Origin of the sequence: Cohnella sp. GCM10027633 (genome assembly GCF_042675445.1) — a bacterium.
In the GTDB taxonomy this organism is placed as follows: Bacteria; Bacillota; Bacilli; order Paenibacillales; family Paenibacillaceae; genus Cohnella.
Genome location: NZ_JBHTGV010000010.1, coordinates 1 through 13,995 on the forward strand (window position 1 = coordinate 1; position 13,995 = coordinate 13,995).

Genomic DNA, 13,995 nt, shown 5'->3' on the forward strand with positions numbered 1-13,995 from the left:
GCCTGTTCTTTAAACTCTTCGTTGTAATGCTGTCTTCTCTCACTCATGCCGGACACCTCTTAATTCTTGTTGAGTTTATTATCTGTTTGCGCTTATGAGGTGTCCACTTTTTATTCTAGTTGCAGTGGTAACGTTAAACGGTTGCGCAGCGGCAGAATGGTAATTTAACGTTATGTGGTAACGTTAAACGGTTGCGCGGCAGCCAGTTGGCGGTTTAGCGTTATGTGATAACGTTAAACGGTTGCGTGGCAGCCGCGAGGCGATTTAGCGTTGTGTGGTAACGTTAAACGGTTGCGTGGCGGCTGGATGGTAATTTAGCTTTATGTAGCGAAGCAAAAAATAGGGATAGGACGGCGACTTCGCCAACCTATCCCTTTCGCATACCGTTCCGCCTAAGTGAACAACGGCGACACGCGCACCGCGCACGACTTAAAGCCCGGCATCCGGCACGTCGGATCGAGCGCCGGATTCGTCACCTTGTTCACGTTCTGAGTGTCGCCCCAATGCATCGGCACGAACACCGTATCCTCGCGAATCGCCGTCGTGAAGCGGCTACGAAGCACGACTACGCCCCGCCGCGAGGCGAGACGGACGAGCGTCGCGTCCTTGATGCCCAACTTCCGCGCCGTACGCGGATGAATCTCCACGTACGACTCGACGTCGCGCGCCGCGAGCGAGTGGCTTCGCCTTGTCTGGACGCCGGTCAAATAATGCGTGAGCACCCTGCCCGTCGTCAAGCTGAGCGGGTATAGATCATCCGTCGGCTCGTCGGGCAAGTGATTCGCCACCGGTATAAGCTCGGCCTTGCCGCCGCGGTGCGCGAACGACGCCTCGAACAGCCGCTTCGTTCCGGCGTGCGAAGGATCGGGACACGGCCAATAGACGCCCTCTTCTTTGCGGAGCCGGTCGTACGTAATGCCGTAATAGTCCGCGAGCCCTCCGCGGCTGGCCACCCGCAGCTCCTCGAAGATCTCCTCCGCCGAAGCGAACGAGAAGCCCTTCTCCTTGCCGAACGTCTTCGCGACGTCGCAGAGCACCTGCCAATCGTGCTTCGCCTCTCCCGGCGCCGGCCGGTTGCTCTCCCGGAGCAGCACGCGTCCTTCCAGATTCGTCAGCGTCCCTCCGTTCTCGATATACGCCGTAACCGGCAATACGAGGTCGGCCATGCGCGCCGTCTCCGATAGGAACATATCGGCGACAACGAGATAGTCGAGCTTCTTCAGCCCTTCCTCCACGAAGTTCGCGTTCGGGTTCGAGACGATCGGATTCGAGCCCATGACGAGCAACGCGCGAATGTCCTGCTTATGCACCTTCTCCATCATCTCGTAAGCCGATACGCCCTTGCCCGGCAAGCTGCTCGGATCGACGCCCCATACGCCGGCGATATAGGCGCGGTCTTCGGCGTTCTCGATCAACCGGTAGCCCGGCAATTGATCGGCCTTCTGCCCGTGCTCCCGGCCGCCCTGCCCGTTGCCCTGGCCGGTAACCGCGCCGTAGCCCGAACCGGGCTTGCCGATCTTGCCGGTCATCAGCACGAGATTCAAGAAACCGCGGACAGCCATATACCCGTCCGTCTGCTGCTCTACGCCCCGCGCGGTGAAAACCATGCCCGAAGCCGCCTTGCCGTATGCGATCGCCGCCTTGCGAATGTCCGCGGACGGCACGCCGGTAAGCTCCGCGATCTCCTCCAAATCGAGCGACCTCAGGTGCGCCTTCAGCTCGGATGCTCCCGTCGTGCGCTCGTTCAAGAACGCGGGATCGATCAAGCTTTCCTCCAGCAGCACTTTCTGCATGCCGTTCGCGAGAGCCGCGTCCATTCCCGGCTTCACCTTCAAGTGCAGGTCGGCCATCGCAGTCGTCCCCGTCTCGCGGGGATCGATGACGATGAAGAAGGCGCCGTTCTCCTTCGCTCTCGTGAAGTAAGGCATGAGCGTCGGCTGGCATTCCGCGATGTTCGTGCCTGCGAGGATGATGCATTTAGCAAGCGCGATGTCGGATAGCGGGTTCGTAAGTCCCCGATCGATGCCGAACGCCTTGTTGCCGGCCGACGCGGCGGCCGACATGCAGAAGCGGCCGTTGTAGTCGATATATTTGGTCTGGAGGGCGACGCGCGCGAACTTACCGAGCAAATATGCGGATTCGTTCGTCAACGAGCCGCCGCCATACAGACCGATCGCGTCATAGCTATATTGGTTCCGAAGCTCCGTGAACTTATGATGAATGCGGCTGTAGGCTTCGTCCCAGGAGATCCGCACGAATTCCCCGTCGATGCGGGCCATCGGGTACAGGATGCGTTCGGCCGTAAGCGCGTGCTGGTACGAGTTCATGCCCTTGATGCACAGCCGCCCTTCGGACGCCGCGTTCGGCTTCGGCACGACCGTGAACGACGGCGCCCCGTCTCCGGCTTGCTCCTCGATGACCTGCATTTTGCATTGCACGCTGCAGAACGGACATTGCGTATCGAATACCGATCTGGACACCGGTTGTTCCGCCGTGTTAACGCCCATCTACCTCACCTGCCCTATCGCAGCCGCGTCTAACGGCCGACCTTGTATGGTGTTGCCCGCGAACGACGGCCCTAGCCGCTTCAACATCTCCGCGCGATAAGCGCGGTTGAATAGCAGCTCTCTCAAGTTGATCAGACCGACGCGATCGATCCATTCTCCCGTCGTCTCGCCGTACCAGGCATTGTCGGCGTACGATTGCAGGTACGCGGACGCCATATCGAGCGCCGCGTGGTCGTCCGACTCGGTGCAGAGAAGCTGCGCTTGGCGAATGAGTCCCCTCGCGCTGCCGCCGACGTGAATCTCCCAACCACCCGGAGCGCCTACGATGCCGACGTCAGCCGCCAGCGTGCCCGCGCGGTGAAGCGGGCTGCCGGATACGGCCGCGGAGATCGCCGTCGGCGCTTGAAGCCGTTCCAGCCGACGCTCCAGCGCCTCGGCCATGCCGGCCGAATCTTGGAGCGCGAGCGGGTCGTACCGGATGCCGTCGCACGAGATAACCGCTATCGGATAACCGTAAGAGCGCTGCGCGACGGGCATGCCCAGCGCATTCACCACGTCGGCGATCCTATCGCGCGCAACGCCGAGGAGATCGACGCGGCCCTCGCCGAGCTTGGCGAGCGGAATGCCGTATGCTTCGATCGCGTCCGCGATGCTGCGCAGCTGCCCGGCGCCGACGTAGCCGCCGTACGTGCGCGGCTGCACCCGATAGGTGCCGTCCGCGAGCGCCGGCGCCGAAGCCGCCGAACCCGCGCCTGCAACGACGCCCGATGCGCCGATGTAATAACTCGTAGCGGGAACGCACTTCTCGCAGCCGTCCGTCGTACCCCATCCGAGCGCGACTCGCGCCTCGGCCGGAGCCCCGTACCCTCCGAGCTTGATCGCAAGCCTTAGCTCGTCGTGATCGAGCGACGTGCAGGCGCACACCGTCTCCTTCGGCGCTTCCGCCGCGCCGCCATTCTCCAAGGTCAGCTTCAAGATCGCGCAGACGAGCGGCTTGCAGCCGCCGCACGAGCTGGAAGCCCGCGTGCATTCCCGCACCTGCTCGAACGTCTCCAATCCGTCTTGCCGGATCGCCGTGGCGATCATCCCCTTGGTTACGCCGTTGCACGAGCAGATCGTCTCTTTGTCAGACAGTTCGCTAACGTAAGCTTCGTCCGCGTCCCCGCCCTGACCGCCGCCTTGCTTCGCGTCGAGCACGGATACGTCCGCGCCTTGCTTGATGTAGCCGAGCAGCTTATTGCCTTCGCTGCTGTCTCCGAACAGAACGGCGCCGACGATCCGGTCGTCCCGCACGGTTACCCGCTTGTAAGTCCGGTTGATCGTATTGAGCACCTTCAGCGAAGCCGTCACTTCCGAATCGCGAATCTCTCCCGCGGAGAACACTTCGATGCCGGACACCTTCAACTGCGAATAGAGAACCGACCCTTGATAGCCGTCGGTCGCCGCCCCGCATATCGACTTGGCGAGAACCTTGCCTTGATCGTACAGAGGCGCGACAAGTCCGTATACCATGCCGCGATGCTCCGCGCATTCCCCGACGGCGTACACGTTCGGCATGCTCGTCTCCATCCGGTCGTTCACGACGATCGCGCGGTTCACCGCAATGCCTGCGTCGATGGCCAGCTGTACGTTCGGCCGAATGCCGACCGCCATGACGACCAAGTCCGCCAACACCCTCGTTCCGTCCTTGAACTGCAGCCCTTCCGCGCGCTTGCGCCCGAGCACCCTATCGGTCTGTTTCTCTAGCAGGAACCGCATCCCTTGGCTCTCGAGCTCCGCCCGCAGCAGCTCGGCCGCATCGGCGTCGAGCTGGCGTTCCATGAGATAGCGGTTAATATGGACGACGTTGACTTCCATGCCCAAGTTCAGCAAGCCGCGTGCCGCTTCCAGTCCGAGCAAGCCGCCGCCGATGACGACCGCACGCTTGTGACGGCGCGACGCCTCCAGCATCGTGTTGCAATCCGCGATGTCGCGGAACGCCGTAACGCCGGGCAAATCGCCGCCCGGCATGTTCAGCATGAACGGCAGCGAGCCCGTCGCGATCACGAGGCGATCGTACGGCACCACCGCTCCCTTCTCGCTGACGACCTCCTGCTTGGCCGTATCGATCGCGACGACCGGATCTCCCGCGTGCAGCGTAATTCCCCTGTCCTTATACCACTGCCAATCGTTGATCGTTATATCGGAAATTCGCGTATCGCCCTGCAGCACCTTGGACAGCATAATGCGATTGTAGTTCGGATGCGGTTCCTTGCCGATAATCGTAATGTCGAACGTATCCGGAGCCAGCTTCATAATCTCTTCGATGCACCTTACGCCTGCCATGCCGTTGCCGATGAGCACGAGCTTCAGCTTCTTCATCGCTAGCCAACCTCCCTACCCGCTCATGAGACGAGAATCCGATCGTCGTCGACATGAAGCCAGACGCTGCCGGACGCCTCGTCGACCTCGACCTCGAACGCGTACACGCAGCCTTCGTCCGGCGCCTGCACGAGACCGTCCTTCAGGTTGATCTTCCAATCGTGCAACGGGCAGAACACGTGATGGTCGCACACGATTCCTTCGGACAGCTTGCCGCCCTTATGCGGGCACTTGTTCTCGATCGCGCGCAGCGAGCCGTCCGACAGCTTGAACAGCGCGATCTCCGTTGCGCCCAGACGTACCGTGCGCGCTCTGCGTTCCCCGATCTCCGATATGTGGCCGATCGCGATTCGTTTCATAGATGCTCCCCTTTGCTCCGCTATCGTCTAATCAGCTATTCGCGGCGTTCACGATCGGAACGAACGTCTCGTTCAGCTTCTTCTCCGCGATGATCTCTTGCCATGGATCCTTCATCAAGCCGAGCGTATGCTCGATTCGGCCGACGAGGGCGAGTCGATCTTCCCGCTTCTCGAGCGCCGCCTTGATCGTATCCAGACCGATGCGCTCCAGCCATTCGGAGGTTCGCTCGTTGTACTTGCCGGTTTCCCTGTAAAATTGCAAGTAAGCGCCGCTCCATTCCAGCACTTCCTCTTCGGTCTTCACCCTGCACAGCACATCCGTGCCCCGCAGCTTCGTGCCGCCGTTGCCGCCGACGTGCAGCTCCCAGCCGCCGTCGATCGCGATGACGCCGAAGTCCTTGATCGTCGCTTCCGCGCAGTTGCGCGGGCAGCCCGACACGGCCATCTTCACCTTCGCCGGCGTGTTCAGCCGCTCGAACTTCTTCTCCAACTGGATGCCCATGCCGATCGCATCCTGCGTGCCGAATCGGCAGAACGTCGAGCCGACGCACGTCTTGACCGTGCGAAGCGACTTGGCGTACGCGTAGCCCGACGGCATGTCGAGTTCGGCCCACATCGCGGGCAGGTCTTCCTTCTTCACGCCGAGCAGGTCGATGCGCTGGCCGCCGGTAATCTTCACGAGCGGCACCTCGTACTTGTCGGCGATCTGGGCGATCTTGATCAAGTCCTTCGGCGTCGTCACGCCGCCGTACATGCGGGGCACGACGGAATACGTGCCGTCCTTCTGGATGTTGGCATGGTTGCGCTCGTTGACGAACCGGGATTCCCGCTCGTCCTCGTGCTCCTCGGGCCACGCCATGCCGAGATAGTAGTTAAGCGCCGGGCGGCACTTCGAGCACCCTTCCGGATTGCTCCATTCCAGCACGTTCATGACTTCTTTCGAGGTGGTAAGGTGCATGCTCCGGATCGCCGTCACGACTTCGTCCCGACCGAGCGTCGTGCAGCCGCACATGCCTTCCTTGACCGCCTTGACGCCGTCCGCGCCAACGACGCAAGTGAGCAGGTCCGCGACGAGCGGCTTGCAGCCGCCGCAGGAGGCGGATGCCTTCGTGCATGCCTTGATGTCGTTCACGCTGGCGCAGCCCTTCTCCTCGATCGCCTTCACGATAGCGCCCTTGCTGACGCCGTTGCAGCCGCAGACGATCTCGTCCATGCTCATCTCCGCGGCCAGCTCGACGCCGGACTTGGACTTGCCTCCGCCGGCGCTCGTGCCGAGCAGCACTTCCTTCTCCTTGCCCGTTACGTCTTCGCCGCTGCGAATGAGCGAGAAGATGCGCGAGCCGTCGGACGTATCGCCGAACAGCACCGCCCCGATGACTTTGCCTTCCTTAAGCACGATCTTCTTATAGATGCCGTCCAATTCGTCCTGCAGCCTAACCGCGCGCGTATCCGGCGCATCCTTGAACTGCCCGGCGGAGAAGACGTTCACTCCCGATACCTTCAACTTCGTCGACACGACCGAGCCCTGATAGCCGAGGCCCGTCTCCGCGCCCGCCAGCCGCTTCGCCAGCACGGCGCCCTGCTCGTAGAGCGGCGCGACGAGTCCGTAGGCGATGCCCCGGTGCTCCGCGCATTCCCCGACCGCCGATACGTACGGCACGTTCGTCTCCATATAGTCGTTCACGACGATGCCGCGGTTCACGTCGATGCCGCTCGTCTTCGCGAGCGCCACGTTCGGACGGATGCCGACCGCCATGACGACGAGGTCCGCCGCGACTTCCGAGCCGTCCGTGAACCGAACGCCGGTCACGCGCTTCTTGCCGAGGATCGAATCCGTGTTCTTCGCGAGCAGGAACTTCATGCCCTGACTCTCCAGCTCCCGCTGCAGCATGATCGAAGCCGGCTGGTCGAGCTGGCGCTCCATCAGGTGCGGGTGGATATGGACGACCGAGACGTCCATATTCAAGTTCAACAGCCCGCGGGCAGCCTCCAGCCCGAGCAGGCCTCCCCCGATGACGAGCGCCTTCTTGTACTTGCGGCTCGTCTCGATCATCGTCTCGCAGTCCTTGATGTCCCGGAAGGCGATAACGCCTTCCTTGTCCGCGCCCGGCAACGGCAGCATGAACGGCAGGGAACCCGTCGCGACGATCAGCTCGTCGTAAGGCACGCTGATGCCCCCGTCGGTCGAGACCAGCTTCCTCTCCGAGTCGATGCGGTTCACCGTCTGCCCCGTATATAAGGTAATGTTATTATCTTCATACCAAGCCCAATCGTTAATGACGATATCGCGCATGTCGGCGTCGCCGGCGAGCACGGAGGAGAGAAGAATCCGGTTGTAGTTCGGATGCGGTTCGCTTCCGAAGATCGTGATCTCGTAACGGTTCGGTGCCAACTTAAGCAATTGCTCGATACAGCTGACGCCCGCCATTCCGTTCCCGACCAGAACGAGTTTTTTCTTCATGTTAGCAACTCCCCACAATAAAATCTAACATGTACTGTCATTTAATGAGAACGATATGCCAATGTTTAGCGTTATTATGTCATATATACTTACACAAAACAAGCGCATTATTTTCAGAAAACCGTTCTCTAACTGCTATGAAAACGGAAACAATGCCGTATAAGTAATATTTCTTAACATCAAATAAAAACAAAAAAAGCGCCCATATCATGGACGCTCCAAGCATAACCGTATTTTCGTCTATCGAAGCCTTTACCGTAACGACTTATAGTTGCGGCTCGTATTCACGAGCTGAGGCAGCATCCTCGTGCCGCTAACCATCGGCGTTTGGCATAGATGGCAGGTCGGGACCGCGTCGAGCGAGAAATTGTCCCGCATCCATCCGTTGCACCCCTCGGTCTCGCACGACCAGATCGCCGTCATCTCTTCCGGAATCTCCTCGAACGTTTTTTTGCGCGAGTACATGGACGAACCCCCTTCGCTTGCTGTCGCCTTTAGCATATCCAACTTCAAGCAACTTAGCCATCCGTTTACGCGCATAAAAAAAGCACCCCCAACGTTTCCGTTAAGGGCGCTTTTGTCGGTTGCTTACAGTTTAACCACGTTTTCCGCTTGCGGACCGCGGTTGCCTTGTACCACGTTGAAGGATACGCGTTGACCTTCGTCCAACGTTTTGAAACCTTCGCCTTGGATCGCGCTGAAGTGTACGAACACGTCGTTGCCGCCTTCAACCTCGATGAAACCGAAGCCTTTATCAGCGTTGAACCATTTTACTGTTCCTTGTTGCATTTATTTCACCTCCAACTTCAATTGCCTCATGAACTTTTTTATTCATACGAATAAAAAATCCACACCACGGCAGGGTCAGTCAAAACATAACCCATTCCATGTTGTGAATTCAGGTCACGATTTCGATAGGTTTAATGTTATCAGGTTCGCAAGCGAAAAGCAAATCTTTTCAAAAATTACCGGTGGAAGAAGTTTGTCCTCCCCTCGAAAACCGCCCTTACGCCCGCGATTCCGGCGCGCGACGCAGAGCATTCATTGTCGGAAAGCACGATGGGAGCGACACGTCCGGCAGGAATAGCCGGACGTGCGAAGCGGCCTCCATCACGAAGCTTACCCAAACAATGGCGTTCCGATGCGCCGGAGATTATTACACCAAGAACATCGCCACGATCGTCGTCACCGCGAGACCGATCAGCACGGGCTTCAGGTTGCGCCGCGCCAGCTCGAACGGACTGACGCCGCAGATCGCGGCCGCGGGGATGAGCGCCCATGGGATGAGCGTGCCGCCGCCGACCCAGATCGCCGCGATCTGCCCGAGGGCGGTCAGCGTCGCCGCGCCGCTCTCGATCGCGATCGAGAACATGTGGGCGATCGGTCCGACGAGCGAGATGCCGGAGAAGCCGGAGCCGTCCAGGCCGGTAATGGCCCCGGTTACCGTCAGCGTCGCCGCCGCGACCCCTTCGTTGACCGGCACGCTGTTCGCGAATGAGACGCCGAGGTCGTTGACGATGCCGTGCGAGCCTTCGGCCAGCCCCTTGGCGAAAATCTCGCCGAACGCCGCGTCGCCCAAGTAGAAGAACGCCGCGATCGGGATGACCGGGCCGAATACCCGGAAGCCGAATTGGAACCCTTCGATTAAATAAGAGGTCGTCTCCTCGAGCCCCCGGTTACGGTGGGCGATGAGCGTGACCGCGATCAGGATGATGACCGCCGTGCCGCCGATGAGCGCCGTCGCGTCGCCGCCCTGCAGATCGAGCGCGAACATCGCGACGACGTCGGCGATGAACGCCAAGCCGATGCCTGCCGCGAGCCATCTTTTCAACGACGTCGGCAGCGGCACCGAATTCGCCGACGACGAGCCGCCGATATCGGCCGTGCCGCGGTCCGCGCCGACGAGACCGTCCCGCCACGTGCCGCGTTTCATATCCCGCTTCATGAACCAGAACGCCAGCACCGTCGTGACGAGCCCCATGACGATGACGAGCGGAATGCTCGCCTCCATCACGTCCGAGACGGGCAAGCCCGCCGCGTCCGCCGTCAGCTTAGGCGCGCCTTGAATGATGTAGTCGCCGGACAGCGCGATGCCGTGCCCGAACAAGTTCATCGCGATCGCCGCGCCGAGCGCGGGCAATCCGACCCTGGCGGCTACCGGCAACAGCACCGCGCCGATCAGCGCGACGCCGGGGGACGGCCAGAAGAACAACGACGTCACGAGCATGATGATGCCGATGCCCCAGAACGCCAATGTAGGCGTTCTCATGAACCGGGTCAGCGGACCGACCATCATCTCGTTAATGCCGGTAATGATCAGAACGCGGCTCATCGCGACGATGATCGAGATGATGAAGATCGTCCCCAGCAGCTCCTTGGTCGCGTAGATGAAGCTGTTGAAGATACCCGACACGGACCCGCTTAGCGTCTCCGTCGCGATCCAGCCGATCGTGAATATGCCGACGACGCAGATCATCGTCGTGTCGCGTCGCCGGATGAGCAACGCCAGAATGAATACGATGAACGCCAGGTATACCCAATGCAACGAAGTCAATTGGATATCCACCTGAACCACCCTCTCGCTCGATGAAGTCATACATTGTATGCCTTCGGGAGGGTAGGCGTTCGTACGCGCGCGGCGCGAAAAAAGCTTGTTGCGTCAAGCGATATGCGTCGGGAGAGCCGTTCCGATTAGCCGCCGGACACGAGCTGCATGACGTGCAGCTTATCCCCGTCGCGAAGCGGCACGTCGAGCCGGTCGAGCCAAGCGATATTCTGGTCGTTATAGCAGAGCATCACGTGCTTGCGCACGCTGCCGCTCTCGGTATACACGTGGCGCTTCAGCAGCGGATAGTCGGCGAACAGCCGGTCGATCGCGCCTTGCAGCGTGTCGGCCTCGAGCTTGACCCGCGCCCTCCCGTCCGTGCAATCCGTAAGCAGCCCCGGCACGGTCGCTTCGATGATCATGCCTCGTCCTCGATCACCCACGTTTTCACGCACAGAATGCGGGACAGCCGGCCCGGCAGCCGCTGCCATTGCACGCCGCGGTCTGTCGAGCAGAACACTTCGCCCGAAGTCGTGCCGAAGTAGACGCCGTACGGATCGAGCGCGTCGACGTCCATCGCGTCGCGCAGCACGCTCACGTGCTGTTGCTCCTCGGGCACGACGTCCCCGATCGGCAGCCACTCCGGCTCGTCGCGGTGACGGCGGACGACGAGCAGGCGTCCGTCCTTCATCGAGCGCTTCTCCGAGCTCTCGAGCGGGATGATGAACAAGTCCCCCGTCTTGGAGACGACGAACGGGAAGCCGAACGGATCCATGCCTTCCTTCAGCGTCAGCCCTTCCTCGATCGGGAACCAGTTATCCCCTCCGTCCTTGGACATGAACACGCCGCAATGCTCTTGCATGTACAGAATGTCCGGGTTATCGGGGTCTGCCGCCATTTTGTGAATGCAGTAACCGATCTCGTCGTAAGGCTGTCCCGTCGGCACGCGCGCCAGACCGACGTTGCACGTCTGCCACGTCTCCCCGCCGTCGAGCGAACGGAAGACGCCGACCGACGACATCGCGACCCAGATCCGCTCCGGCCGGTTCGGATCGACGACGATCGTATGCAAGCACATGCCGCCGGCTCCCGGCCCCCAGCCCGGTCGGGTCGGATGGCTCGTAAGGCCGCTCAGCTCTCGCCAGGTTTCGCCCCTGTCGCGGCTGACGAACAAGCCCGCTTCCTCCGCGCCCGCGTACAGCGTGTCCGGCTGGGACGGGGCGCCCTTGACGAGCTGCCAAATCCGGTTCAGCGAGAATCCGCTCTCCTCGGAGTAGCTCGGACCGTCTTCGATCTGCGTCCACGTCTCCCCGAAGTCGCGGCTCACCCGGATCGACGCCCCGTAAGCCGCATGCGAAGTACCCGCGAACAACGCATGGCCGTGCCGGCTGTCGCCGAGCACGCTGTACACTTCCCAGCCGTTCAGGAACGGGCCGCTCATGCTCCAATTCCGTCTTTCCTCGTTCGATGAGTAGATGAATACGCCTTTGTTCGTGCCGACGAGCACCTTCACTTGTTTACTCAATTCGATACCTCCCGAGTTAAGTGGATCTACGAACAATAGTTCGCCGCGTTTACATTGTTTTCCTGCCCGCCGCCCGCCTTCGGATTGTTGTATACTGATTCTATCGGTTGTCGAGAAAATAGAGATTCTTCATCGCAGAGCATCATCATGAGGAGAGTGAGCATGTCCATGCAACAAACCGCAACCCGCGTCGCCAGGTCGGTATGTCCGTTCGACTGTCCGGATACGTGCAGCCTGCACGCGACGATCGAAGACGGACGCATCGTCGCGCTTAGCGGCAACCCGGAGCATCCCGCCACGCAAGGCGCGATCTGCAACAAGGTGCGCCATCTGCCCGAGCGCGTCTACCATCCGGATCGCGTGCTCTATCCGATGCGCAGAGTCGGGCCGAAGGGCACGCACGAATTCGAACGGATCAGCTGGGAAGAGGCTTACGGAGAGATCGTCTCCCGCATGCGTCGGACGATCGACGAGTACGGCCCGGAAGCCATTCTGCCTTATAGCTTCTACGGAAATATGGGCGTGCTCAGCGCCGAAGGCATGGATCGGCGCTTCTTCCATAGACTCGGCTCTAGCCAGTTGGACAGGACGATCTGCAGCGCGGCCGGATCCACCGGATACAAGTATACGATGGGCGGCAGCTACGGCATCGATCCGGAGGACACCGTTCATTCGAAGTTCGTGCTGATCTGGGGTTGCAACCTCGTGTCCACGAACATGCACCAAGTCATGTACCTGACCGAGGCGCGCAAGCGCGGCGCGACGATCGTCCACATCGACGTGCACCGGAACCGGACCTCGACGTGGGCGGACGAGTTCATCCCGATCTTGCCGGGCACGGACGCCGCGCTCGCGCTCGGACTGATGCACGTATTGATCAAGGAAGGCTTGACGGACGAGACGTTTCTGGCGGCCAATACGGTCGGCTACGAGGAATTGGCGGCGAAGGCGGAGGAATACCCGCCCGAAGTCGTCGCCGGCATTACCGGCATTCCGGCGGAGCTGATCGTCTCGCTGGCGCGTAGGTACGCGGCAGGCTCGCCTTCCTACATCCGCATCGGCAACGGCCTGCAGCACCACGACAACGGCGGCATGGCGATTCGAGCCATCGCTTGCCTGCCCGCGTTGACCGGCCAATGGGCCGCGCTAGGCGGCGGCGCGATCAAGGGCAACGGCGGGTACGGCGCGTTGAACGCGAGCCGCGTCGAGCGTCCGGACCTGCAGCCCGACCCGAACGCCCGCGTCATTAACATGAACCGGCTCGGCGAAGCGCTCACCGAGGCCGATCCGGCCGTTCGGTTCGTCTTCGTCTACAACAGCAACCCGGCCATCGTGGCGCCCGATCAGAACCGAGTCAGGGAAGGGTTCATGAAGGGCGACCTGTTCACCGTCGTGCACGATCTGTTCCTGACCGACACGTGCCTGTACGCGGACATCGTCCTGCCTGCGACGAGCCATTTCGAGAATCCGGATCTCTTCATGTCTTATTGGCACCTATACGTGCAGTTGCACGAGCCGATTATCGAGACGATCGGGGAATGCAAGTCGAACTTCACGCTGTTCAAGGAACTCGGCCTGCGCTTGGGCTTCGAGCCGGAGCTGTTCGACCTGACGGAGGAGCAGATGATTCGCGAGGCGCTCGACAACCCGGACAATCCCGCGCTGGAAGGGATCACTTACGAAGCATTGCGGGAGCGCGGCTGGATGAAGCTGAAGCCGGTCGGACCTGCGGCGGGCGAGTTCAATCGTCTTCCGACGCCGTCCGGCCGCATCGAGCTGTATTCGGAGCAAATGCTTCGCGCCGGCTTGCCGCCCGTGCCCGAGTACTCGCCGTTGCTCGAAGACAACGGCTTGCCGTTCCTCTTCATCCCCGGGCCGAACCATAGTTTCATCAACTCGACGTTCGCCAACCAGGAGCGCTTGAAGAAGCTCGAGAAGCAGCCGCTGCTCGATATGAACGCCGGCGACGCGGCCGCTTACGGGCTGGCCGACGGGGACCGAGTGCGCGTCTGGAACGAGCGCGGCGAGATTCGCATTACGGTGAAGGTCGCGAACAACGTGCTGCCCGGCGTGCTCGTCTGCCAAGGCTTGTGGTGGGAGAGCGGCAACGACGGCGTGCAGGCGGCCAACTCCCTTACGTCGCAGCGCCTCGCCGACATGGGCGGCGGCGCGACGTTCTTCTCGACCCGGGTGGACGTGGAGAAGGCGTAGACGCGGTTGAACTCGGCGCGATGCAC

Annotated in this window: 10 protein-coding genes; 1 reads left to right on the forward strand and 9 read right to left on the reverse strand. The window is 61.1% G+C overall.

Annotated elements, in window-relative coordinates:
* Nucleotides 1-392: 392 nt before the first annotated feature.
* The 9 genes from nasC to ACFQZG_RS19745 all read right to left on the reverse strand — a co-directional run bounded on the left by nasC (nt 393) and on the right by ACFQZG_RS19745 (nt 11,758).
* Nucleotides 393-2,507 (reverse strand): assimilatory nitrate reductase catalytic subunit NasC, encoded by a 2,115-nt coding sequence (gene nasC, locus ACFQZG_RS19705; protein WP_378155602.1) that lies wholly within the window; start codon nt 2,505-2,507, stop codon nt 393-395.
* On the reverse strand, nt 2,508-4,868 hold the full coding sequence (gene nirB / locus ACFQZG_RS19710; RefSeq protein WP_378155604.1) for a nitrite reductase large subunit NirB: 2,361 nt from the start codon (nt 4,866-4,868) through the stop codon (nt 2,508-2,510).
* Between the two features lie 23 nt (nt 4,869-4,891).
* Nucleotides 4,892-5,227 (reverse strand): nitrite reductase small subunit NirD, encoded by a 336-nt coding sequence (gene nirD / locus ACFQZG_RS19715; protein WP_378155606.1) that lies wholly within the window; start codon nt 5,225-5,227, stop codon nt 4,892-4,894.
* A gap of 31 nt (nt 5,228-5,258) precedes the next feature.
* Nucleotides 5,259-7,688: a nitrite reductase large subunit NirB gene (nirB, locus tag ACFQZG_RS19720; RefSeq protein WP_378155608.1), complete on the reverse strand. Its 2,430-nt coding sequence runs from the start codon at nt 7,686-7,688 to the stop codon at nt 5,259-5,261.
* A gap of 252 nt (nt 7,689-7,940) precedes the next feature.
* Complete coding sequence (locus tag ACFQZG_RS19725; RefSeq protein ID WP_378155610.1) at nt 7,941-8,153, reverse strand: cold-shock protein; 213 nt, start codon at nt 8,151-8,153, stop codon at nt 7,941-7,943.
* Nucleotides 8,154-8,276: 123 nt separating this feature from the next.
* Complete coding sequence (locus ACFQZG_RS19730; RefSeq protein ID WP_378155612.1) at nt 8,277-8,477, reverse strand: cold-shock protein; 201 nt, start codon at nt 8,475-8,477, stop codon at nt 8,277-8,279.
* A 367-nt stretch (nt 8,478-8,844) separates the two neighbouring features.
* On the reverse strand, nt 8,845-10,254 hold the full coding sequence (locus ACFQZG_RS19735) for a hypothetical protein (protein ID WP_378155614.1): 1,410 nt from the start codon (nt 10,252-10,254) through the stop codon (nt 8,845-8,847).
* A gap of 125 nt (nt 10,255-10,379) precedes the next feature.
* Entirely contained in the window at nt 10,380-10,655 is a 276-nt protein-coding gene (locus ACFQZG_RS19740) for a MoaD/ThiS family protein (protein ID WP_378155616.1), read from the reverse strand.
* Nucleotides 10,652-11,758: a WD40/YVTN/BNR-like repeat-containing protein gene (locus tag ACFQZG_RS19745; protein ID WP_378155618.1), complete on the reverse strand. Its 1,107-nt coding sequence runs from the start codon at nt 11,756-11,758 to the stop codon at nt 10,652-10,654. Before ACFQZG_RS19745 ends, ACFQZG_RS19740 begins: the two co-directional genes overlap by 4 nt.
* A 162-nt stretch (nt 11,759-11,920) precedes the next feature.
* On the opposite strand from ACFQZG_RS19745, the gene ACFQZG_RS19750 reads away from it, so the two are divergent.
* Nucleotides 11,921-13,969, forward strand: coding sequence for a molybdopterin-containing oxidoreductase family protein (locus ACFQZG_RS19750; protein ID WP_378155620.1), 2,049 nt, complete (start codon nt 11,921-11,923; stop codon nt 13,967-13,969).
* Nucleotides 13,970-13,995 lie beyond the last annotated feature (26 nt).